General features: G+C 69.1%; 20 protein-coding genes and 3 tRNA genes. 8 read left to right on the plus strand and 15 right to left on the minus strand.

Going from position 1 to position 23142, the window contains the following annotated elements; all coding sequences use genetic code 11:
* Positions 1-22 precede the first annotated feature (22 nt).
* The 5 genes from BLU81_RS28205 to BLU81_RS48655 all read right to left on the minus strand — a co-directional run bounded on the left by BLU81_RS28205 (position 23) and on the right by BLU81_RS48655 (position 3708).
* On the minus strand, positions 23-862 hold the full coding sequence (locus BLU81_RS28205) for an ABC transporter permease (protein WP_092547752.1): 840 nt from the start codon (positions 860-862) through the stop codon (positions 23-25).
* On the minus strand, positions 859-1608 hold the full coding sequence (locus tag BLU81_RS28210) for an ABC transporter permease (RefSeq protein ID WP_092547754.1): 750 nt from the start codon (positions 1606-1608) through the stop codon (positions 859-861). Before BLU81_RS28210 ends, BLU81_RS28205 begins: the two co-directional genes overlap by 4 nt.
* Positions 1605-2384 (minus strand): ABC transporter ATP-binding protein, encoded by a 780-nt coding sequence (locus BLU81_RS28215; protein WP_092547760.1) that lies wholly within the window; start codon positions 2382-2384, stop codon positions 1605-1607. Before BLU81_RS28215 ends, BLU81_RS28210 begins: the two co-directional genes overlap by 4 nt.
* Entirely contained in the window at positions 2381-3439 is a 1059-nt protein-coding gene (locus BLU81_RS28220) for an ABC transporter substrate-binding protein (protein ID WP_092547762.1), read from the minus strand. The genes BLU81_RS28215 and BLU81_RS28220 overlap by 4 nt, the downstream gene beginning before the upstream one ends.
* Before the next feature lie 122 nt (positions 3440-3561).
* Positions 3562-3708 carry a hypothetical protein gene (locus tag BLU81_RS48655; RefSeq protein WP_157751816.1) on the minus strand — a complete coding sequence of 49 codons (147 nt, stop codon included), beginning with the start codon at positions 3706-3708 and terminating at the stop codon, positions 3562-3564.
* Between the two features lie 180 nt (positions 3709-3888).
* On the opposite strand from BLU81_RS48655, the gene BLU81_RS28225 reads away from it, so the two are divergent.
* Positions 3889-5424, plus strand: coding sequence for a sulfatase family protein (locus tag BLU81_RS28225; protein WP_231953553.1), 1536 nt, complete (start codon positions 3889-3891; stop codon positions 5422-5424).
* Here BLU81_RS28225 and BLU81_RS28230 read toward each other — a convergent pair.
* Positions 5417-6067, minus strand: coding sequence for an NADPH-dependent FMN reductase (locus BLU81_RS28230; protein WP_092557759.1), 651 nt, complete (start codon positions 6065-6067; stop codon positions 5417-5419). The two genes, BLU81_RS28225 and BLU81_RS28230, sit on opposite strands and share 8 nt — an antisense overlap.
* Positions 6068-6223: 156 nt before the next feature.
* Between BLU81_RS28230 and BLU81_RS28235 the strand changes: the two genes are divergently transcribed.
* Positions 6224-7954: a M20/M25/M40 family metallo-hydrolase gene (locus BLU81_RS28235; protein WP_092547764.1), complete on the plus strand. Its 1731-nt coding sequence runs from the start codon at positions 6224-6226 to the stop codon at positions 7952-7954.
* A gap of 57 nt (positions 7955-8011) precedes the next feature.
* Here the strand turns inward: BLU81_RS28235 and BLU81_RS28240 are convergent.
* Together BLU81_RS28240 and BLU81_RS28245 are read right to left on the minus strand one after the other, a co-directional pair.
* Positions 8012-8084, minus strand: a tRNA-Lys gene (locus BLU81_RS28240).
* A gap of 103 nt (positions 8085-8187) precedes the next feature.
* Positions 8188-8263: transfer RNA gene (locus BLU81_RS28245), tRNA-Lys, on the minus strand.
* A gap of 138 nt (positions 8264-8401) precedes the next feature.
* On the opposite strand from BLU81_RS28245, the gene BLU81_RS28250 reads away from it, so the two are divergent.
* Positions 8402-9625: a L,D-transpeptidase gene (locus BLU81_RS28250; protein WP_092547775.1), complete on the plus strand. Its 1224-nt coding sequence runs from the start codon at positions 8402-8404 to the stop codon at positions 9623-9625.
* 135 nt (positions 9626-9760) lie between these two features.
* Positions 9761-11005 carry a L,D-transpeptidase gene (locus tag BLU81_RS28255; RefSeq protein WP_092547781.1) on the plus strand — a complete coding sequence of 415 codons (1245 nt, stop codon included), beginning with the start codon at positions 9761-9763 and terminating at the stop codon, positions 11003-11005.
* A gap of 80 nt (positions 11006-11085) precedes the next feature.
* Here the strand turns inward: BLU81_RS28255 and BLU81_RS28260 are convergent, their stop codons facing one another.
* The 7 genes from BLU81_RS28260 to BLU81_RS28290 form a co-directional block, all read right to left on the minus strand.
* On the minus strand, positions 11086-11598 hold the full coding sequence (locus BLU81_RS28260; RefSeq protein WP_092547783.1) for a SigE family RNA polymerase sigma factor: 513 nt from the start codon (positions 11596-11598) through the stop codon (positions 11086-11088).
* A 79-nt stretch (positions 11599-11677) separates the two neighbouring features.
* The gene (locus BLU81_RS28265) at positions 11678-12937 is read right to left on the minus strand and encodes a GH12 family glycosyl hydrolase domain-containing protein (protein WP_092547785.1); all 1260 of its coding nucleotides are present in this window, start codon (positions 12935-12937) and stop codon (positions 11678-11680) included.
* A gap of 185 nt (positions 12938-13122) precedes the next feature.
* Positions 13123-13198 (minus strand) — tRNA-His (locus tag BLU81_RS28270).
* A 78-nt stretch (positions 13199-13276) separates the two neighbouring features.
* Positions 13277-13867 carry an oligoribonuclease gene (gene orn / locus BLU81_RS28275; RefSeq protein ID WP_092547787.1) on the minus strand — a complete coding sequence of 197 codons (591 nt, stop codon included), beginning with the start codon at positions 13865-13867 and terminating at the stop codon, positions 13277-13279.
* Between the two features lie 268 nt (positions 13868-14135).
* Entirely contained in the window at positions 14136-15305 is a 1170-nt protein-coding gene (locus BLU81_RS28280; RefSeq protein ID WP_092547789.1) for a winged helix DNA-binding domain-containing protein, read from the minus strand.
* A gap of 109 nt (positions 15306-15414) precedes the next feature.
* Positions 15415-18531, minus strand: coding sequence for a hypothetical protein (locus tag BLU81_RS28285; protein ID WP_092547792.1), 3117 nt, complete (start codon positions 18529-18531; stop codon positions 15415-15417).
* A gap of 124 nt (positions 18532-18655) precedes the next feature.
* Entirely contained in the window at positions 18656-20320 is a 1665-nt protein-coding gene (locus tag BLU81_RS28290; RefSeq protein WP_092547795.1) for a copper resistance CopC/CopD family protein, read from the minus strand.
* Between the two features lie 56 nt (positions 20321-20376).
* On the opposite strand from BLU81_RS28290, the gene BLU81_RS28295 reads away from it, so the two are divergent.
* The 4 genes from BLU81_RS28295 (at position 20377) to BLU81_RS28310 (ending at position 23137) form a co-directional block, all read left to right on the plus strand.
* Positions 20377-20925 (plus strand): sigma-70 family RNA polymerase sigma factor, encoded by a 549-nt coding sequence (locus BLU81_RS28295; RefSeq protein WP_092547798.1) that lies wholly within the window; start codon positions 20377-20379, stop codon positions 20923-20925.
* A gap of 84 nt (positions 20926-21009) precedes the next feature.
* The gene (locus tag BLU81_RS28300) at positions 21010-21477 is read left to right on the plus strand and encodes a DoxX family protein (protein ID WP_092557763.1); all 468 of its coding nucleotides are present in this window, start codon (positions 21010-21012) and stop codon (positions 21475-21477) included.
* The gene (locus BLU81_RS28305) at positions 21474-22202 is read left to right on the plus strand and encodes a DsbA family protein (protein ID WP_092547804.1); all 729 of its coding nucleotides are present in this window, start codon (positions 21474-21476) and stop codon (positions 22200-22202) included. The genes BLU81_RS28300 and BLU81_RS28305 overlap by 4 nt, the downstream gene beginning before the upstream one ends.
* The gene (locus BLU81_RS28310) at positions 22199-23137 is read left to right on the plus strand and encodes a hypothetical protein (RefSeq protein ID WP_092547807.1); all 939 of its coding nucleotides are present in this window, start codon (positions 22199-22201) and stop codon (positions 23135-23137) included. The genes BLU81_RS28305 and BLU81_RS28310 overlap by 4 nt, the downstream gene beginning before the upstream one ends.
* The last annotated feature ends 5 nt before the right edge of the window (positions 23138-23142 follow it).

Here is a 23142-nt window from a genome sequence, read left to right on the forward strand (position 1 = left end):
GTACGGCTCCCGGTGGTCCCGTTCACAGGGCGCGGCCGTGCACCTCCGGGGCATAGCGGGCCAGAGTGAGCTGCTCGATGACACTGATCAGGGTGTACAGCCCGATCGACGCCACTGTGACGATGGTCACTCCGGTCCACATGCGATCGAGCTCGAACGTGGTCACCGAGGCCAGCATCAGATAGCCCAGCCCCTTCCCGGTGGCCAGCCACTCGGCCAGCAGCGCGCCGACCAGGGCCAACGGTGCCGCCACCCGCAGCGCGGCGAAGAGCGACGGCAGCGAACCGGGCAACTGCACCCGCAGCAGGGTGGCGTAGGGCGAGGCGCCGTACGCCCGCATCAGGTCCAGCGACACGCTCGGCACCGACCGCAGCGCCAGCGACACGTTGACCAGCACCGGGAAGAACGTGACGATCCCGGCGATCACGGTGACCGCGAGCAGGCCGCGCCCGAAGATCAGCGCGATCAGCGGGGTCATCGCGACCAACGGCACCGCGCGCAACGCCATCGCGACCGGCAGCAGGGTCTGCTCGACCGGGCGCCACAGGGCGAAGGCGATCGCGGTGACCAGGGCGGCCACCGCCCCGCCGGCCAGCCCGAGCAGCGCGTCCACGGCGGTGACCCGGGAGGCGTCCAGGAGCAGGGTGCGCTCGGCGCCGTTGGCCGGGTCGGTGACGTAATTCCACACGTCGACCGGTCCACGGGTCAGGAACGGGTCCAGGGCGAAGCCCTTGACCAGTAGCTGCCACACCCCGCAGATCACCGCGATCGAGAGCAGCGCGCCGCCGAGACCACCGGCGAGGCGCAGCAGGGCCCGGCGAGTGACGTGCCGGTCGAGCGGGGTGGCGGCCGGGGCGGTCATCGTGCCGTCCTCGGGGCCCAGGGGGTGAGCAGGCGGCCCACCAGGGCGGTCAGGCCGTAAGCGGCGCCGGACAGGGCGGTCGCGACCAGCGCGATCCCCCAGGTCCGTTCGACGGCCAGGCTCTGCTGCGAGTTGATCATCGCGACTCCCAGTCCGGATTCGGCGCCCAGGTACTCGCCGATGATCGCGCCGAGCATGGCGGCCGGCGCCGCGATCCGCAGCCCGGCGAAGAGACTCGGCAGACTGGCCCGCAACCGCACCCGCCACAGCTCGGTCCACCGGCCGCCGCCGTAGGCCCGGACCAGGTCGAGACTGGTCCGGTCCGCGCTGCGCAGCCCGACCAGCGCGCCGACCAGGGTGGTGAAGACGACCGAGATGGCGGCCAGGATCACCTTCGGGGTGTCGTCGCTGAACAGCACCGCCATCACCGGGCCGATCGCGATCACCGGCAGGCAGTAACTGACCAGGGCGAGCTGGAGCAGGGCCCGTTCCAGCAGCGGGATCTGCACGAAGAGGACGGCGAGCACGACGGCGATGGCGTTGCCCCAGAGCCAGCCGAGCCCCGCCTCGCGCAGCGTGGTCTCCACATTGGGCCAGTAGAAGGCGAAACCGTCGGTGCCCAGCTGCCGCAGGATGGCGGTGGGTGGCGGGACGGTCCGGCTCTCCACTCCGGCGGTCCGGCCGACCACCTCCCACACGGCCAGTAGCCCGGCGATGCCGGCCACCCCGTACCAGCGCTGTCTCATGTCCCTTCTCCGAAGAGCAGGGCGCTGAGCTTGTCCTCCAGCGCATGGAACTCAGGCGTACGCATCATCTCCGGGGTGCGCGGCCGGGGCAGGTCGATGTCCACCTGGGCGACGATCCGGCCCGGGCGGGCGCTCATCACGGCCACCGTGTCGGACAGGAACACCGCCTCCGCGATCGAGTGGGTGACCAGCAGGGTGGTGGTGGCCCGCTCGGTCCAGATCCGCTGGAGTTCCAGGTTGAGGCGCTGCCGGGTCATCTCGTCGAGCGCGCCGAACGGCTCGTCGAGCAGCAGGATCTTCGGCTCGACGACCAGGGCGCGGGCGATCGCCACCCGCTGCCGCATGCCGCCGGAGAGCTGCGCCGGACGGGCCTGTTCGAAGCCCTCCAGCCCGACCAGTCTGATCAGGTCGGTGATCGTCGAGTCGGGCACCTTGACGCCGCTGACCTCCAGCGGCAGCCGGATGTTGGCCACCACCGACCGCCACGGCAGCAGTGCCGCGTCCTGGAACGCGATGCCGAGACGGTGGTTGCGCCGGGTGGCGGCCGGGTCCTCGCCGTGCACCAGAGCCTCGCCCGAGGTGGGCTGCTCCAGGTCGGCGAGGATCCGCAGGATCGTCGACTTGCCGCAGCCGGACGGGCCGAGCAGGGCGACGAACGCCCCTGCGGGGGTGTCCAGGTCCACCTCGTCCAGGGCCGTCACGGTGGACCGGCGGATCGTGAAGCGCTTGCTGAGCTTGCGCAGCACGATCCCCCGGCCGGATCCGTCGGTGGTCACTTCAGGGTGGGGTTCTCGGCGTACACCTCGGTGATCACCGAGAGGTCGAAGAGCTTCTCCTTGGTGATCGTCACGCCACCCAGGGCCAGTGTGGCGATGGTCTGCTCGACGTGCTCATCGGTGATGGTGAAGAGGCCGTTCGCCTTGGTGTCGTCGGTCTGCACCACGGTGTTCTGCGCGGTGGACTCGAGCACCTGCTCCTTCTCGTCCAGGCCGAGGTCCTTGCCGTACTTGGTGGCGGCCAGGTTGGCGCCGAGCGCCGGGTCGGCCAGCGCGTCGGTCCAGCCCTTGATGTCGGCGACCAGCAGGGCCTTCAAGGCGTCGCGCTTCTCGGTGAGGCTGGAGCGCTTGACCACGTAGACCTCGGAGACCATCGGGTAGCCGTGGTCGTTGAGGAGCATGACCGCGGTCTCGACACCCTTCATCTTGAGCAGGTTCGGCTCGTTGGTGAAGAACGAGAACCAGCCGTCGACCTCCTTGGAGACCAGCGGTGTCGGGTCGAACTGGGCCGGGACCTTGGTGACGCTGGCCGGGTCGATGTTGTTGGCCTTGAGGAAGGCGTTCCACACCGGCTCGTTGGTGGCCTGCACACCGATCTTCTTGCCGACCAGGTCCTGCGGCGTGTTGAGCGGGGTGTCCTTGAGACTGACGATCGCGAACGGGTTCTTCTGGTACTGCGCGCCGATGATCACCAGGTCGGCACCCTTGAGGATGGCGGCCGCGGTGATGTCCGGCGAGGAGATGCCGACCAGCGCCTTGCCGGAGGCGACGACGGCGTCCTGGCTGACGTTCGGGCCACCGGACATCAGGTTGACCGCGCTGAACCCGGCCGCCGTGTAGTAACCCTTGGTGTCGGCGATGTAGGCGCCGGCGAACTCGACGTTCTTGATCCAGGAGAGCTGGTAGTTCAGCTCGCCGAACGACTTGGCCCCACCGGTGGCCGGCTCCGCGTCGGAGTCGTCGCCACAGGCGGCCAGCAGGACCGAGGCGACGCCGAGACCGGCCAGGCCGGCGCCGCCTCGGAGCAGGGCACGCCGATTTATGTTCGCGTTCACGCGATGCTCTCTTTCCCTCAACGAGGGCCCGACGCTAACGACGGATCGTTACGCGGGAATATGCCGCGTGTTTCGCCGTGCGTCCGCTGTCGCGTCGAGGATGAGAGGCGTGTTGCGCGAGGTCAGACCGGGCGGCGGCGGGGTGATCGGGGTGGCCGGATCGGCAGGTGCGGACGGCGGGCGGTGGGCTGCCACGGGCGGCGCGGCCGGGGCTCGGCGGACGCCACGACGATCACCACGTACGCCAGGTGTGAGGCGGAACTGGCCACTGGTACGGATCACCTCCAGGGAAGGCGTTCACTATCCGCCCGCCGGGCCGTCCCCGGGCGTCCGTTCAGGTTTTCTTAATGATCATCTGTACTGCAGGTAAGCAACCTGGCGAGACTCGCGTTCAGGTCGGCCGATTACCCTCCTGGAGTCCCCGACGCCGATGGAGTTGCCGCCCCGCCATGTCCTTTCGCACCTTCCGGTACACCACACTCGTAACGTCGTTGCTGATCATGGCCGGTTGCAGCGCGAGCGCCGAGCCCCCGGGCCGGCCCGCCGCGGCCCAGCCCGCATCGGCCTCCCCCTCGGCACCGGCACCGTCCGCGCCGGCGTCCCCGACCCGGCCGAACATCGTCTTCGTGCTGGTCGACGACCTGTCGATGGATCTCGTGCAGTACATGCCCAACGTGCGCAAGCTCCAGCAGGACGGCACCACGTTCACCAACTACACGGTGACCGACTCGCTGTGCTGCCCGTCCCGGGCGTCGATCTTCAAAGGGCAGTTCCCGCACAACACCGGGATCATCAAGAACCACGGCTCGGACGGCGGTTTCCGGCTCTTCCACAGCCGGGGCCAGGAGAAGTCGACCTACGCCACCGACATGAAGACGGCCGGGTACCGGACCGCGTTCATGGGCAAGTACCTGAACGAGTACTTCGCCAAGTCGACAATGGGGACCGGTAAGCCGTACGTGCCGCCGGGCTGGGACGAGTGGGCCGTCGGCGGCAACGCCTACGACAACTTCAACTACGACCTCAATGAGAACGGCAAGGTCGTCAAGTACGGCGCCACGCCGCAGGACTACCTGACCGACGTGCTGTCCGGCAAGGCCGCGAAGTTCATCACCACCACCGCGGCGACCGGGCAGCCGTTCATCATCGAGGTCTCCACCTACGCGCCGCACGCGCCGTACACCCCGGCGCCGCGGGACGCCGCCCTCTTCCCCGGCCTCAAGCTGCCGCACACCGCCGCCTGGGACAAGGTTCCGGCGAACTCCACCTGGCTGCCCGCCGGGATGAAGCTGACCAAGGCGCAGAAACAGCGGATGGACGTGGAGTACCGCAAACGGGTGCAGTCGGTGCAGTCGGTCGACAAGATGATCGGCACCCTGCGGGACACCCTCACCAAGGCCGGGATCGCCGACGAGACAGTGGTGATGTTCAGCTCGGACAACGGCTACCACATGGGCGAGTACGCGCTGCCCTCCGGCAAACAGACCGCCTTCGACACCGACGTCAACGTGCCGCTGGTCGTCGCCGGGGCCGGTGTCCAGGCCGGGCGCAGTGTCGACCTGATCGTGGAGAACATCGACTTCCGGCCCACCTTCGCCGACCTGGCCGGGGCGGCGGCACCGGCCGAGACCGACGGGCGCAGTTTCAAGCCGCTGCTCGCCGGTGAGATCCCGGCCGACTGGCGGGCCACGGCGCTGATCGAGCACCACGACCCGGCCACCGACCCCGCCGACCCGGATTACCAGTCCGACAGCCGGAACATCCCACCGTCGTACGACGCGCTGCGGACCACGACGTTCACCTTCATCGAGTACGTCGACGGCACCGTGGAGTACTTCGACCGCAGAGCCGACCCGCACATGCTGACGAACGTGGCCGGGACGCTCCCCGCCGCCCGGCTCGCCGAACTGCGCACCGCCCTGCGGGGCGTGGCCACCTGCATCGGGGCGCAAGCCTGCGGCACGGCCGCCCGCGCGATCAGCTGAGCCACTCCGGGGCGCTCTGCCCGCTCGGCCCCTCGTAGGCCGAACCGGGCCGGGCGCCCCGCTGCACCACCACCGGGTAGACGCTCGAATGCACCTGCCAGGACGGCTGTTTGGGCTGCGTCTCGACCATCGCCTGGATCAGCACGTGCAGCATGTCGCCGAGGGCCACGTGCAGGCGGCCGTCGGTGACCAGGCCCGATTCGTCGACCGCGGCCATCTCCAGCGGGATCCGGACACAAGCCGGTTTCATCACCCGGGCACCGCCGTGGCCCAGCACCGACTCCAGGGCGGCACGGGCACCGTCGTCCCGGCCGGGGCCGACCACCGAGAGCCAGGCGACCGGTTTACCCTCCAGATCGCCGCCGTCGACCAGCCAGTCGAGCAGGTTCTTCAGGCTGCCGGGGAGCGAGCCCGCGTACTCCGGGGTGCTGAACAGGATCGCGTCGGCCTCGACGATCAGGGCGCGCAGCTCCACGATCTCGGCGGGTGCCGCCTCACCGGGGGCGAAGGCCGGAAGCGCGCGCAGTCCGCCGTACAACATCGTGGTGATCTCCGGCGGCGCGAAGCGGGCCGCGGTCCGCAGGGCGGCGGTGTGCAGGGACCCGTCCCGGGTGCTCCCCGGAATGAGCAGAACGCAGGTCATGCCGCGACGATACTGCCCGGTCATGTGCCGGTTCCGGTTCCGGTACCCCACCCGAGCACCTTAGAGATATAAGCATTTCAATATCTTGTGCCCGATGACATGTTCCTGTTCTCCTACGGCCAGCCGTGAAATCGGCCTTGATCCGAGGAGCCCCCCATGAGACTCAGAACAGTGACGGCAGGACCTGCCCTAGCTGTCTTCACGGCTGCGGCACTGGCGCTCAGCGCCCTGCCGTCGACGGCCGCCACCGCGCCGGCGATCAGCGCCCCCCTTCTGGCCGCGCCGCCGACCGTCGCCGTCGCCAACGTCAACGCCCACCTGCAGCAGCTGCAGAACTTCGCCACCAGCAACGGCGGCAACCGGGCCACCGGCACGGCCGGGCACACCGCGACGACGACTTATCTGCAGCAGAAACTGCAGGCGGCCGGTTACACCGTCACCGTGCAGACCTGCACCACCTGCAGCGGCTCGGCGAAGAACATCATCGCCGACTGGCCGGGCGGCGACACCGCCAACACCTACATGTTCGGGGCCCACTCCGACGGCGTGTCGGCCGGTCCGGGCATCAACGACGACGGATCCGGCACGGCCACGCTCCTGGAGGCCGCGCTGCAGCTCGCCGCGAACAACCCGACCATGACCAACCACCTGCGGTTCGGCTGGTGGGCCGGTGAGGAACAGGGGCTGATCGGCTCCAAGTTCTACGTCAACTCGCTGACCACCGCCCAGAAGACCGCGATCAAGGCGTACGGCACCTTCGACATGATCGCCTCCACCAACGGCGGCTACTTCGTGACCGGCACCGACGCCGTCGCCGTGAAGCTGCGCGAGTACTTCACCTCGATCAACGTGCCCACCGAGACCTCGACCGAGTGCTGCAGCGACGACGGCTCGTTCCGCAACGCCGGCATCCCGTCGTCGATCAACTCCACCGGGGCCAGCTACACGAAGACCAGCGCCCAGGTCACCAAGTGGGGCGGCACCGCCGGAGCGGCCTACGACCCCTGCTACCACAAGGCCTGCGACAGCTACCCGTCGAACATCAACACCACCTCGCTGGGCCGCTGGGCCAACGCCGAGTTGTACGCCCTCTGGACCCTCACCACGGCCACCTCGACGGCAAACGACTTCTCGCTGTCGCTCAGCCCGAGCACGGGCTCGGTGAGCCCCGGTTCCTCGGCCACCGCCACCGTGAGCACCGCCACCACCTCCGGCAGTGCGCAGACCGTCGCGCTGACGAGTTCCGGTGCCCCCGCCGGGGTCTCGGTGAGCTTCAGCCCGGCGTCGGTCACGTCCGGCGGGTCGTCGACCGTGACCGTCGCGACCACCACGGCCGCCGCGGCCGGCTCGTACACCATCACGGTGACCGGAACGGGCTCCGCAACCCACAGTGCCTCGTACACGCTGACGGTCACCGGGGCCGGCACCTGCACCGGCGCCGGCCAGAAGCTCGGCAACGAGGGCTTCGAGAACGGGACCACCTCATGGACCGCCACCACCGGGGTGATCGGCGCGAACACCGGTGACGCGGCGCCCCGCACCGGCACCCGGGACGCGTGGCTCGGCGGCGTCGGATCGACGAACACCAAGACCCTGTCCCAGTCGGTGACCGTTCCGGCCGGCTGCAGCGCCTACCCGCTGTCGTTCTATCTGAAGATCGTCACCGCGGAGACGACCACCAGCACGCAGTACGACAAACTGACCGTGAAGGTCGGCACCACCACGCTGCAGACGTTCTCCAACCTCAACGCCAGTGCCTACACCCTGCGCTCGTACGACCTGGCCGCCTACGCCGGGCAGACCGTCACCATCACCTTCACCGGGACCGAGGACTCCTCGCTGAAGACGTCGTTCGTCATCGACGACACCGCGCTCACCGTGAGCTGACAGCACTCGGGAACAGGAAAAAGGCCCTGATCTGGGATCAGGGCCTTTGACTGTCTGTGCGCCGCGTAGGACTTGAACCTACAACCCGCGGATTAAGAGTCCGCTGCTCTGCCAGTTGAGCTAGCGGCGCCTTTCGACCTGGAGAACATTAACACCCGGCCGTGCCGGCTCGCTAATCGGGGTGACCCGGAAAACATCACAGCCCCGTCCGAAACGGACGGGGCTGTGATGGGTGGTGCGTCGCGTAGGACTTGAACCTACAACCCGCGGATTAAGAGTCCGCTGCTCTGCCAGTTGAGCTAGCGACGCTGGCCTTGCAACGAGATGAACGCTAGCACGGTCTAAGAAGATCCTTAAAATCGGCCCGTTACCCCCACAAGGGGGACCCGTGACTTGCACACATGCGTCAAGATGGCTGCGCCGAGAACTCCAGAACGGGGCCCGACGATGGTTCACCTCCGCCGCACCCTCGCGGCGATACTCGCCACAGGCCTGGTCGCTTCCCTCGCCGCCTGTAGCGAGGACTCCCCACCCAGCTTCGCCGACCCGGCTGCCGCCGTCGCGCCCTCCACGGGCACCTCCGGCGCACCGGCCACCGAGAGCACCACCGCGGCCGGTCCGGTCACCCTGACCGTCACCCCGGCCGCCGACAAGAAGAACGTGCCGGTCAGCGCCGAGATCGGGGTGACGGTCAGCGACGGCGGATCGGTCTCCTCGGTCGTCCTCACCGACCCCAAGGGCAAGAAGGTCGCCGGCGAGATGCGCGCGGACGGTTCCGCGTGGGTGCCGGCCAAGCCCCTCAAGACCAAGCAGAAGTACGAGGCGAAGGTCACCGCCACCGGCACCGACGGGCAGAGCACCACCGCCACCACGTCGTTCACCACGATGGGTGAGCCGGGGAAGCGGACCGGCACCGGTCTGTACCTGTTCGACGGCAACACCTACGGCGTCGCCATGCCGGTGGTCGTCGAGTTCAACCCGGGTATCAAGAAGGCCGACCGGGCCGCCGTGCAGAAGCGGATGTTCGTCGAGACGTCGCCGGCCCAGGAGGGTGTCTGGTCCTGGACCGCGGCCGGCACCCAGGCCTATTACCGCGCCGAGGAGTACTGGCAGACCGGTACCGAGATGACCGTGCGCATCGCGGTCGGCGGCCTGCCCACCGGCAAGGGCATCTACGGTGACCGGGACCGCTCGGCCACCGTCAAGATCGGCCGTAAGTTCGAGATGAACGTCGACAACAAGACCAAGAAGATGGTCGTCCTCAAGAACGGCGCGACCGTCAAGACGATGCCGGTCAGTCTCGGTAAGAAGAGCACCCCGTCCTCCAGCGGCCACATGGTCGTGATGGAGAAGAAGGCGGCGACGGTCTTCGACACCACCGACACCGATGGTGCCGCCGGTTACCGCACCGACATCGAGTACGCGCAGCGCCTGACCTGGAGCGGTCAGTACATCCACTCCGCGCCGTGGTCCACCGGCTCGCAGGGCCGCACGAACGTGTCGCACGGATGTGTCAACGTGTCCCCGTCGAACGCCCGCTGGCTGTTCGAGAACACCCTGATCGGCGACCCGGTCGTGGTGAAGGGCACCGGGGACGAGCTCTCCTACGGAAACGGCTGGACGCCGTGGGACGTGAGCTGGGAGAAGTTCAAAGAGGGCAGCGCTCTCTGAGTCTCCTCGTGGATTCGTCTCCCCGGCGGGGTACATCGATGGCGTCAGACCGGTCACGGCACAAAACCGGGATTGGTGGGACGCTGTTTGTGGAGCACTATTGGGCGCCGGGGAGAACGACGCCGTGAGGGGACCATGGACATGTATGGAAATCGGTCTGCGAGACGGTCCGGCCGGGGGCGTCTGCGCCTGGCCGTGACCGCTGTGCTGGCCAGCACGCTGTTGCTGACCGCTGCGTGCAGTGGCAGCGACAAGGCGTCCTGGCAGGGCGGTGGCGACACCGAGTCCACCACGTCCTCGGCGGGCCCGGCGGCACCCGAGCCGACCTTGAGCACCGTCGCGGTGACGTCACCCGCGGCCGACGCGAAGAGTGTCGAACTCTGGTCCGAGGTGAAGTACAGCAGCGAGGACCCGGCCAACACCGACGTCGTCGTCACCAACGCCAAGGGCACCGAGGTCAAGGGCACCCTCGACAAGGACAAGAACGTCTGGGTCCCGAGTGACTCGCTGGCCTGGGGCACGAAGTACACCGTGACCGTCACCAGCCCCGCGGCCGAGGGCAAGACCAACACCACCAGCAGCGCCTTCACCACGATGAAGGAGCCGTCGAAGATCGTCCGGGTGACGAGCTTCCTGGGCGACGGCCAGACCGTCGGCGTCGGCATGCCGCTGATCATGAAGTTCGCCAGGTCCATCCCGGAGAAGTACCGCGCCGAGGTCGAGCGCCGGATGACGGTCACCGCGACGCCGGCCCAGGAGGGCACCTGGCGCTGGATCAGCGCCACCGAGGTGCACTACCGGCCGAAGACGTACTGGGAGGCCGGCACCAAGATCTTCTACAACGTCCAGCTCAAGGGCGTGCAGATCGGTGACGGATGGTACGGCCGGTCCAACCTGACCGTCGACCTGAAGATCGGTCGCGAGATGATCATGACGGTCTCCAACAAGACCAAGAAGATGACGGTCAAGCAGGACGGCAAGGTCATCAAGACCATCCCGGTGAGTCTCGGCAAGAAGTCCACCCCGTCGTCCAGCGGCACCATGGTCGTGATGGAGAAGGCGGCGCACACCGTCTTCGACACCACCGACGAGGACCCGGTGAACGGTTACAAGACGCCGATCGACTGGGCGCAGCGGATCACCTACAGCGGCCAGTTCATCCACGCCGCCCCGTGGTCCGAAGGCAAGCAGGGCAACACCAACGTGTCGCACGGCTGTGTCAACGTCTCCGAAGCACTCGGTGAGTGGCTGTTCGGCAAGACCCTGATGGGCGACGTGATCACGGTCACCGGCACCGAGGAGAAGCTGAAGAACGGCAACGGCTGGACCGATTGGAACATGAGCTGGGAAGAGTACAAGAAGGGCAGCTACCTGAACTGACGTCTCTTTCCCCGGCGCGAAGAAGGGCGGGTTCCCCACGGTGGGGAGCCCGCCCTTCTCGCTGCCGTCAGTCGCTGTCTTCAGGGGAACGACCCCGGCACTCGCAGGCCGCGCAGGAAGCCGCTCAACTGGGCCGCGCCCCGTGACGTGTGACTCTTCACCGCACCGACCGAGATGCCGAGGATCGCGGCGACCTCACGCTCCGGGACGTCGAACGCGTACCGGAGAACCACACACTCCCGGCGCCGCGGCGGAAGACGCTGGAGGGCCGCCCGTACGTCCAGAACCGCCGGGGTGTCGCTCTCGCCCCGATCGCGGCGCAGCAGGCCGAGCCGGAGCAGGCCGGACCGCTCCCGGGTCTGCCTCTTGATCCACTGACGAGCCAGGTTCGTCACGATGCCGCGGGCGTACGCGACCGGACTGTCCGCCGCCTGAACCCGCTCCCAATGCCGCCACACCTCCACGAACGCGTCGGCCGCCAGATCGTCGGCGGCCTGCGAATCACCGGTCACCAGATAGGCGAGCCGGGACATGTCGGTGTGGTGGTCGTCGAAGAAGCGCCGGAAGGCGACTTCGGTACCGAGCTCAAGCAAGGGACCGGTCCTGACCGTCAGGGGATGAGGGGAACGACGGCCGCCCCGGGCCGTGGGGACGAACCCGGGGCGGCCGAGATCAGCCGACCTGCACGGAGTAGGCGGTGGTGTCGAGCCGCCCCGACCCGGTGAAGATCTCGGTACCGGCCTGCACACTGGACAGATACTTGGTCTCGGCGAGCCACTTGCGGGCCACCAGTTCGTCGGTGAAATCGGTCAGGTCCAGACCGGCCGCGGAGGTGTTGGACGTCCGCACGAACGAGTAGACCTCCCAGCCGATGTTGCCCCGGTACAGATCCCACGTGGCGCCGCCGATCGAGACGGTGGCCTGCTTGGTACCGACCGGGCCGGCCCCACCGGACTTGTACAGCCACACCATGACCTCGTCGGTCGGGTTGTCCGGCCAGTCCGGGTTCGCCTTGTCGTGCAGCCACAGGTCGTAGGCGACGTTCATCACGCCGCCGGAGTTCTGGGTGACCTGGAAGTTCCAGTTCGTGGTCACCGGCTTCCCGGCGCTGAGCCGCACCGGCAGACCGGTCCCGCTCGGCACCTTCCAACCCCAGTGCCACCCCAGGACCGATGAGGCGTACGACTTGACCTTGGTGTTGTCGCCGGCCCAGGTCCAGCTCGTGCCCCAGCTCAGGCTGTCGCCGGTGAGCCCGTTCTCCCAGACGCACTGTGAGCCGGTGCCGTCGGCCTTGCCCCAGACGTTGTTGTTCACCCAGAACTTGCCACGCACCAGGGCCGCGAAGTCGGTGCAGTTCTCGGCACCCTTGGTGACGGCCGGGCTCGCGCTCGCACTCACGGTCTTCGTCGGAGTCGCGCTCACTGTCTTGCTGGGGCTCGCGCTCACGGTTTTTGTCGGGGTGGCGCTTGCGGTCGGGGCGACGCTTGCGGCTGCGGAGGGGGTGCTGCTCGCCGGGACGCCTCCGGTACAGGTCACGCCGTTGAGCGTGAACGTGGTGGGGGCCGTGTTGGTGCCGCTCCACACGCCGTTGAAGCCGACGGTCGCCTGACCGCCCGGGGCGATGGTCCGGTTCCAGCCCGTGTCGGCCACGGTGACCTGAGCACCGGTCTGGGTGAAGACTCCGTTCCAGCCGCCGGCCAGTTTCTGCCCCGCCGGGAAACCGAAGCCGAGTTTCCAGCCTTCGACGGCCGTACCGCCGCTGTTGGTGATTTTGATGTCGCCGGTGAAACCGGTCCCCCACTGGCTGGGGACCGCATAGGAGACCGAGCAGGCGGTGGCCTCCGCGGCGTCGGCGTTCAGAACACCGGCGATGGCCGCCGCACTGCCGACGGTCAGCACCGAGAGCGGTACGACGATGCGCTTCGCGAACATGAAGGGTGTCTCCTGGGGGGACGGCGAGTGATCCACACCCCTGTGGTCCGGCGGGCCCGAAAGGTTGCGCGCTCCCACGAAAAACTTTTTCGCCGCCCAGCATCTGGGAGCGGGCCCACCGGAAATCTGGCTCCCAGGATCCCTGAACAAAAGAAAAGCCCCGTCTCGCGACGGGGCTTTCTCGGTGGGGTGATCGACGGGACTTGAACCCGCGGCCCCCTGGACCACAACCAGGTGCTCTACCAACTGAGCTACGACCACCATGCCCGCTTGGTCATCCAACCGCGCGGTGCCCGCCAATCATAACGACAACCCCCGGGGTCCCGTCGAGGGGGTTACCTACAGCCCGGCGGCGATCGCCTTGGCGGCCTCCACGTCCGGGCCCGGCTGGGGCACGAAGACGGTGCGGCGGTAATACTCCAGCTCGCGGATGCTCTCCCGGATGTCGGCGAGCGCCCGGTGCGACAGGCCCTTGGCCGGCTGACCGAAATACACCCGCGGGTACCACCGGCGGGTCAGCTCCTTGATCGAGGAGACGTCGATCATCCGGTAGTGCAGGTGGGAGTCGAGCGCCGGCATGTCCCGGGCCAGGAAACCACGGTCGGTCGCGATCGAGTTGCCACAGAGTGGCGCGGTGCGCGGGTTGGGCACGAACTCCCTGATGTACGCCAGCACCGCCTCCTCCGCCTCGGCCATCGTGATCGCCGACCGGCGCACCTCCTCGGTGAGCCCGGACTTGGCGTGCATGTCACGCACCACCGGCGGCATCGCGTCCAGCGCCGCGTCATCAGCATGGATGACCAGGTCGACGCCCTCACCCAACACGTTCAGCTCCGGATCGGTGACCAGGGCCGCAACCTCGATGAGCTTGTCCTTGCCCAGATCGAGACCCGTCATCTCACAGTCGATCCATACCAGAAGATCCGCCACGCCGACAGCCTACGCCGGACTGCACACTGTTGTTCGGCACGTTCGGGGCCACAGCTGGTCATCGAGCTGTTTGTCCGGTTTGTTGCTCGGACTTCCCACTTCGCCGTTTGCGGGGTAAAGTGTACTTAACGGACGAAGCCCCCCTTCGGTTACTCCGTTCCCCCCGGTAAAGGGCCCCCCGTGTCGGCAGCACGGGGGGCCCTTTCATGCGGCCCCGCCGGTTCATGCCGTCCCGCCGCATCATGCGGCCCGCCGCGCGCATCCGGATTCATGCCCAGACGATCTCCGGTCTACCGTCCGGCGCCACGAAATCCACCAACCGGGCGGCCGCCTCCTCCACCGCGGCACGATCCCCCGGCGCAAGCGGGCGAAACGGGGCGATTGTCACCGTCGATCCCCGCACTGACCAGGTCGCCTCCACGAAACCGTCGACCAGCACCGTCGGGCGCACGATCGACCAGCCCGGCATCACCAGCGCCCGATCACCCGGGCGGATGATCCGCGCCCGGTCAGCGTGCCCCAGAACCGCGTTGTCGAACTCCGGCAGGAACACCACCGGAACCGTCCGGTCACCGTCGTCGATCGGGGCGCCCGGCAGGTCGTACAACTCGGTCCCCGCGTCATCCCGGAACACCCGCAGCCCCTCGTCCCGGACCCCTCGCGGCCCTTTCCCGGCTTGGTGTTCCCTCCCCGCCCGCTGTTCCTTGCCTGCCTGGGGTTCCTTGCCCGCTTGGGGTTCCTCGCCTGCGGCCATCCCCTGGAACAGGCTTCCCGTGCGGGTCAGGCCGGACCAGACCTGGAAATCCTTCACCGAGGCCGGGCCGAACGCCGCCAGATAGCGCCGCAGCAGCGTCGCCGTGTCCGGCTCGGCCAGCGGCCGCCCCAGCCAGACCTCCGCCGGGACACAACCCACCCGGCCACGATGACCCCACATCCCGGCCGGGGGCGGGTGCAGGAGAGCAAACCGCAGGTGTACGACCAACGCCAGCTCAGCGGCATCAGCCTCCGGGAACCTGACTGCCAGCCGCCGCGCGATCTCCGGCCGGGTCAGCACCCCACCAGCCATGACCTCCACGGCCGCCTCAGCGAACTCCACCGGATCACAACCGGCCAACCTTCCACCCCGGCCCGCCATCCGCTCCAGCGAACCCTGCAGAGTGGGGCGCAGCCACCGGTAGTCGTCGCCGGTACACAGATGCTGGGTGCCCCGCAACAGCGCGCTACGCACCACCGTCCGGTCCCGCAGCAGCTCCGCCAGATCGTCACGCTGGAAACCCACCGCACGCGCCCACAACCCCAGGTAGGGCGAATCCGACTCCTGCCCCTGCACTGCCACCAGGTGCTGAACGACGTCGGCGGCCCGGCGCGGAACCCGCTCAGCCAACAACTGGCGGCTCAGAAAGGTCCGGTTCAGCACCCGAGTGGAGAGGACTGTCATATGGCGACGTTAAGCCTCGATCCGGCCAGTTTCCGGCCGCAATACGGAGCGGGCCACTCGTCAGCCGGGATGGCCCGCTCCGAACCGCTCGTGCTGAACCGCTCTGCCGTCAGTCGCCCTTCGGCCTCTCCACCGGGGTCCTCGGAGCAGCCTTCGGCTCAGCCCTCACGTCAGCCTTCGGCTCGATCTCTCGGTCAGCCTTCGGCTCGATCTTTTGGGCGGTTTTCGGCTCGGGCGTTTCGGTTGGGGACTTGGTCTGGCCTGAAACCGTTCGGCGGCGGCGCCGGTCAGTGCTCTTGGCCAGTAGTTCGGCCGCTTCCTCCCGGTAGTCGCGAGCACGGCCGGCCTTTGTCTCCTCATTCGAACGGGCGACCACCGACTCCGCAGCCTTGATCCAGGCGGCTGGGGTACGCCGCACACCGGGAACCGGCCGGGGAGGAGTCCCCTTCGCTGCGGTACGACCCGGCAAACGGCCGTCACCCTTCGGTCCGGGCCGCTTCGTCAGCCCGCCTGCGGCATCTGTTTTGGCCTGTTCCTCCAACGCCGCGGTCTTGCCCCTTGCCGCTCCTGCCACGGTCACCTCGGCGTCCGGGGTCTTTGCCGCGGCGGCCCCGCTGTTGCTTGTCGCGGCAGCAGCCGCATTGACGACCGGTGCGGGCGGCGCCTCACTAACGACCGGTGCGGGAATCGCCTCGTCGCCGACCGGCACAGACGTTGCACCTTTGCCGGCTGCCGTGGGAGTAACAGGCTCGCTGCGGGCCGGCACGGACGTGACCGGGCCGCCTGTCGCACTCGTGGTGGACGGTTCGCTGGCGGGCCGCGTGGTCGCACCCTTCGTGGGAGTCAGCGCACGTCCCGTTCTCGGATTGGGGGACGTCGTCTCCGCAGTGTGGGTGGAGACGGGACCTTCGCTGGTGGTTTCGGCTCGGGGATTTCCGATGACCTCAGCAGGACGAGTCTCCGTGTCAGCGGGACTGAGCTCGGCCGGACCCTTCTCGGTCGTCTCGGTCTCAGTGGGACGCTTCTCCGCCGATGGGCGCTTGTCCTGCGCTGGAATCGCGTCTCTGGCCGGCTCTCCGATCGGGGGCCAGACCGGCAGGGCCGCCGTGTCCTGGTCATCGGAACTGGTATCGGGAGTCGACGCCGAACCCGCACCACCAACGGGAGCATCGGATACCGCTCGGGTGGCAGCGGCGGGTTCGGGCCGGGCGGTGCGTTCGGCTCTGGTGGTAGAGGCTGTCGACTCGGGAGAAGTGGCGGGAGTCGCCTCCTTACCGTCACGCTCCGGGGAGGCGCTGACTGCGGTCGGCGCGGTGGCGGTCGGCGACGGGTGGGACTTTCGTGGGGGGCCGAGCCGGGTGATCGCGGTGGCCGTCCAGTCGGTTGCGGCTGGGCCGGTGTGCAGGGCAACCCGGGAGACGACCTGGTCAGCCTTCGAGGCGTTGGGTGCCTTCCGGACGTTGGATGCCTTCGGGGCGTTGGGCTTGCTGGGCCCGGGCCTCGGGGCGGCGTTGGGAGCTTCGGTCGTCGGGGCGGGAGTCGCCGGCACCGCTGGGGTGGCCTTGTCGGCAGCTACCGGGCCGACTTTCTGATCCGGGGTGGTTGTGGGTGGGGCGGGGACTTTGTGGGGGCCGCTGTTGGCACGGCGGGGGGCGGCGATCGGGGTCGCGGCCGCCGGTGTGTTTCGGTTGCCCGGCTGGGTGGGGGTGAATTTGCCGGCGTTTCGGCGGGCTGCCTCGGCCAGGCGGGCGGCGGCTCGGGCTTCGGTCTGGCGGGCGCGTTCGGGGGCGGTGGCCGCTACCCAGGCGCCGACCGCGGTGGCGCGGAACTCCGGCATGTCGCTGTTCGCCGGGCGATGATCGGTGCGGCGGGTCTGGGTGGGGCCGGCCGATAGCCCGGAGAGCGCCGGCGTGTCGCCGATCAGGCTCAGCGGACGGCCCGGCTCGGGGGTACGTGCTCCGGGCGGAGCACTCCGACCAGACACGGAATCTGCGGAGATCCCGGTGGACGACACATCGGCGAGTGATCCGGCCGGGCCGCCCACGAAGGAACCGCCGGGAAGGCCCGATGCGGTTGAGGTGGAGCCCGGAACGGGGCCCTCGGGTGAAGCCGTGGCCGGGCGCGGGGATGGCCCGGGGAAACCTGCGGATGGCGTGGGAGCGAGGCTTGCACCGACGAGGGTGCCCGCCGGGTGGCCGGCGCCGGTGGTGCGCACCGGTGAACCGTCGACCGGGTGGTGCGGGGGCCAGTCGAACTGGGGCAGGGCCGGTGGCCGGGAGCGTCCGTCCGCCGAGTTCCGCGGGTGACCGTCCGCGACGGCCGGCAAAGGCCGCGCGGGGAACGGCCTGGGACGGCTGTCGGCAAGGGATCGGGGGCGGTGGGCGCCTCCGCTGCGATTGCCGGAATCACCGGGTTGGCCGGAATCACCGGGGTAGCCAGTGAGACCGGAATATTCGGGGTAGCCGGGAAGGCCGGGCTTGTTACCGGGATGGTGGAGGCCGGGCAGCGGGAGGGGCGCGCCGATGGCGTGCATGAGTTCGGGGACCTGGCTGGGTTCGACGACGTAGACGACTTCGCGGCGCCGGGCGGGCCAGGTCAGGATGACGATGCCGGCCATCAGCAGGAGGGTGCCGAGGGTGAGCAGGCCCCAGGTGCCGGTGTTGAGCCAGCCGGGGCGTACTTCGGCGATGGCGGCCAGGCGGACGACGGGGGCGCCGCGCGGGTGCATCAGGACGAGACTGTACGGGCGGTCACCGAGTGCGCCGGGGCTGACGCTGAGTCGGCCGGTGCCTTTGGTGGTCCAGATGTCCTGCATGCCGGGGGCGCCGGCGGGGATGCCGCGGCCGCCTTGCCGGACGGTGGTGACGGGCAGGATCCCGGTGCCGATGTCGACGGCGTCGACCCGGCTGTACGGGGTTCCGGCCAGGTATCGGGCCACCTGTTCGCTGGGGGCGATGCCGAGGAAGGCCTGGCCGTCGGCGGTGACTGCGGAGAGCCGCAGCTGGGTGCCGTTGATCCGGGCGAAGGGGACGTCGTCGCGCAGGAGCCGGTCGATGTCGGGGACCACCACCGCGTACCCGGGCACGGTCAGTCTTTGGAGTTCGCCGGTGAAGGCGCCTCCGGGGTCGCGGTGCTGCATGACCACCCACAGGCCGCTGCCGGTGAGCAGCGCGGGCAGTCCGGTGGTCAGTAGCAGCATGCCGAGGATCGTGCGGAACACCCGCATGTTCTTTCCCCCTTCACGGGCCATACTGCGCAGACCATACAGAGGCAAATAACACCAAAGTGGTCAAATAGGGACGAGGTCCCCGATAGATACGCAGCAGGCCCAGCGAAGAGACCGGGGAAAGTCAGGCGACCTTCGCGGTCATGGTCAGCGTCTCCTGATCGATTTCGCTGGTACGGGCGGTGAACTTCAGCGTCCACTCCCCGGCGAACGGCAGCTGGACGTCCCCGATCGCGTGGAAGTCGGTGATCCTCAGCAGCGGGACCTCGATGTTCTCCAGGCCCTTCTCGGCCAGCGAGGCGGTCGCCTTCCACTCGACGACGGGCAGCGGCTTGCTGTCCAGTGTGTAGGCGTACAGATGGATCGAATTGTTTCCGACCGTCGCCGGGAAGACGCTGACCTGGAGCGACATGCTCTTGCCGGTCAGGGTCTCCTCGACGTTGGTGCTGACCGGGCCGGTCTCGGCGACCTGGGCGGTGCGCGGCGGCGGCTCCTGCACCAGGAGCGACGTGATCCCCAGGATGACCGCGGTGATCGCCAGCTCGGCCAGCACCACCCGGCGCAGTGGGCCGGGAGTCTGGGCGGCGGCCCGCTTCTTGACCAGCTGGCGGGACCAGGCGGCGACCCCGATGACGACGGCCGCGAGCCCGACCTTGGCCAGGATCATCCGCCCGTACGTGCTGTTGATCAGACCGTCGAACGTCGACACCTCGATCAGCGCCTGCACGGTCCCGGCGAAGATCAGCACCCCGACCGAGGTCATCGCCCAGCGTGACCAGATCGGCAGGATCGCGCCGAGTTCACGCGCGTTGGCCCGGGGCAGCAGGAAGCCGAAGAGCATCACCAGACCGCCCACCCAGACCGCTGCCGCCGCCAGGTGCAGGGCGTCGATCACGACTGACACTCCAGCCACCGGCGAAGCGGTCGGGTGCCCGGTCAACGGCCAGGTCGCGAGGGCCGCCACGCCGAGCACCCCGAGCAGCGCCAGGTCGAGTTTCGAGTCACTGCCACCGGTCCCGGTCAGCAGCGGCCGGAGCAGGAAGGCGGCGGCCACGATCACGCCGAGGCGGACCAGCATGACCGCGCCGAAGGTACTGCCGAGCACATCCCGGATGTCACTCGGCGCGACGTCGAAGAGGCCGGTGCCGAGCGTGTACGGCGCCTGCAGCCACAGGCCGAGCAGGGTGCTGCCGGCCACCAGGCCGATGCCGGTCCAGACCAGCCGGCCGGGGCCACGACGGTCCAGCCGGTGCGGCCACAGCAGTGCCAGCACCAGGACCGGGCCGACCAGCAGGACCAGTCCCGCGTACCCCAGGTATTTGGCGATCGGGATCATCGCTTTGACGACCGGGTCCACGGTGGCCTCGGAGATGCCCTCGGCGGTCGGCGGAGTGGAGGCCGCGCCGACCGAATAGGTGATCACACCAGCGACCGGGTGACTGTCGGCCGAGGTGACCCGGTAGCTGATCAGGTACGTCCCCCGGCCGCCGCCGGTGCGCAGCGGGACCGTCACCTCGGCGCCACTGACCGACGGGTCGCCTTGATCGGCGCGGGAACCGTCCGGGGCGAGCACCTGGATCTTGCCGGAGATCAACTGGACCGACTCGCTGAACGAGAGCGTGACCCGGTTGGGGGCGTCCGGGACGACCGAGTTGTTGGCCGGGTCACTGGCCACCAGGGCGGCGTGCGCGCTGGCCGGGGCCGCGGCCAGCAGCGATCCGAACAACCCGAACAGTAGTCCCACCAGCACGGCTAGTGCCCGGCGTCGGTCCACGGTCATGCTTGGCATCCCTGCATGGTTCCAGATGATTACCGGAGACTCCTGAGCGCGTACCATGACGCCTTGTGACGGCTGGTGAAGCGGAAACCGACGAGACCACCTCGCTGGCCCTGGCCGCCCGCGACGGTGACCCGGCGGCGCAGGCCGCGTTCGTGCGCGCCACTCAGGCCGAGGTGTGGCGGTTCACCGCCGCCATCGTCGACCCGGGGGTGGCCGACGACCTGACGCAGGAGACGTTCCTGCGGGCGTTCCGGGCGCTCGACACGTTCGCCGGCCGGTCCAGTGTCCGCACCTGGCTGCTCGGCATCGCCCGCCGCACCTGCGCCGACCACCTGCGGTCGGTGGTGCGCCGCCGCCGCCTCGACGCCCGGCTCGCCGCCCAGGCCGCCACCGAGCTGCCGGTGCCCGACCCGGCCCACCGGCTCACCACCGCCGACCTGCTCAGCCGGCTCAGCGACGAGCGCCGGACCGCGTTCCTGCTGACCCAGGTGCTGGGCCTGTCGTACGCGGAGGCGGCCGAGGTCGAGTCCGTCCCGGTCGGCACGATCCGCTCCCGGGTGGCCCGAGCCCGCGACGAACTCATCACCGCCGTCGCCCAGGCCCGGGCGAGTTAGCCGCTTAACTGCTGAGACCAGGATCACCCGGAGACAATGGCGGGGAACCGGAGGACCGGGACCGTCGACTAACCGGGCGTGACCATGGAAACCGTATGGCCGTGGCTGCGTACCGCGGCTCGGCTCGGCCTCGCGGCCGTCTGGCTCGTCGCCGGGAGTCTCAAGGTCGGTGACCTTGCGGAGTCGGCGCGGGCTGTCAACGCTTACCAGGTGATGTCGTACGACACCGCGAAGATGGTTGGCGCGGTCCAGCCGTTCCTGGAGATCGCCGTCGGGCTGCTTCTGCTGATCGGGCTGTCGACCCGGCTGACCGCGATCATCTCCGCAGTGCTGATGACGGTCTTCATCGCCGGCATCGTCTCGGCTTGGGCTCGTGGGCTGCGGATCGACTGCGGCTGTTTCAGTTCCGGTGGTGAGCTGGCCGCCGGCACCGGCACCGCGTACGGCCTCGACATCGCCCGTGACCTGGCTTTCCTGGCACTCTCCGGACTGTTGGTGTGGCGTCCCCGCACCCGGTTCTCTCTGGACGGCCTGCTGATGGGGGAACGATGAGCAAGGACAACAAGAAGGCCCGGCAGGTCATCGCCGACCAGAAGGCCGTAGAGCGCCGCCGCACCGTCACCCTCTGGACCTCGGTCGCCGTGGTGCTGGTCCTGTTCGTCGCCGGGATGATCGGCTGGTCCCGGCTGGCCGGGACGGACGAGGGCACCCTGGTCACGCCGGCCGCGGCGGTGGACGACGGCACCGCGTTCGCGACCGGCACCGGCGCGGTCGTCGTGGACGTCTACGAGGACTTCATGTGCCCGATCTGCGAGCAGTTCGAGACCGCCACCGGGGCGACGCTGAAGGAACTCGCCACAGCTGACAAGATCACGTTGCGGCTGCACCCGGTCGCGATCCTGGACGGGTACTCCAACGGCACCGAGTATTCGACCCGGTCCGCCGGTGCGGCCGCGGCGGCCGCCGACGCGGGCAAGTTCACCGAGTTCCACGACGTCCTCTACGCCAACCAGCCCGCGGAGAACAGCGCCGGTCTCACCGACGCGAAGATGATCGAGCTAGCCGCCTCGGTGGGCCTGACCAGCGAGACTTTCGTCAAGGCCGTGAACGAGGGAACCTACAAGGCGTGGGCGACCAAGGTGACCGAGATGTTCTCCGAGCGGGGCTACAACGGCACCCCGACGATCGTGATCGACGGCGAGCGGCTGACCGGGCCGAACGACACGGTGCCCAGCACCGAACTCGTCACCCAGACCATCGAGAAAGCGGCCGGGTGACCCGTCTGCTCCTCTGGATCCTGGCCGTGGCCGGCGCGACGATCGCGCCGGCCACGCCCGCGTTCGCACACGCCGGCGACACCGCCTCGGTCAGCCATTACCGGGTGGCCGTCACCGGGCTGAGCAGTCCCCTGACCGGCTTGACCGTCCGGGTGGTCGAGGGCGGCGCGCGCCTGGAACTCAGCAATTCCAGCGGCCGGACCATCGAGGTCCTGGGTTACTCCGGCGAGCCCTACCTCGAAGTGCGCCCCGACGGCACGTGGGAGAACGTGCACTCGCCGGCCACGTACGTCAATCAGACTCTCGGCGGTGGAACCGCCGTCCCGCCGGCCGCGAACCCCACCTCGGCCCCGGCCTGGCGCCGCGTCTCCGGCGACACCACGGTGCGCTGGCACGATCAGCGCACCCAGTGGAACGAGGCTCCCCGGACCGGCGACCGGCCGCAGCGGCTCCGCGAGTGGGCCGTGCCGCTGCGTGACCAGGTGCGCACCTTCGACATCCAGGGCACGCTCGACTACGAGCCGCCGCCGCTGGCCTGGGCGTGGTGGGCCGGCGCGGTCCTGCTGGGTCTCGCCGTGACGCTGGCGACGACGCGGTGGCCGAGGTCCGCCGGCCCGGTCGCGGCCGTCGCCGGTTCAACCACGTTGGGGTACGTGGTGGCAGGCGCCCTCGACGGTGGCGGCTGGGCCGGAGTCCCGATCGTGGCCGGGCTGCTCGCCTGCGCGGCCGTGTACCGGCCCCCGCCGTTCTTTCTGACACTCGCCGGTTTTGTCCTCGCCGCGTTCGCCGGCTTCGGCAGCGCCGACGTCTTCTTCGCCGCCGTCGTCCCGTCCGCGGGTCCGGGCTGGTTCGCCCGGCTGGCCGTGGCGGTCGCGATCGGCGCCGGTGCCGGTCTGGCTCTCACCGGTGTCCTCCGGCTCCGCGCCGCGGTCTGACCACA

The sequence above is a fragment of the Actinoplanes derwentensis genome, from assembly GCF_900104725.1.
Taxonomy (GTDB): Bacteria; Actinomycetota; Actinomycetes; order Mycobacteriales; family Micromonosporaceae; genus Actinoplanes; species Actinoplanes derwentensis.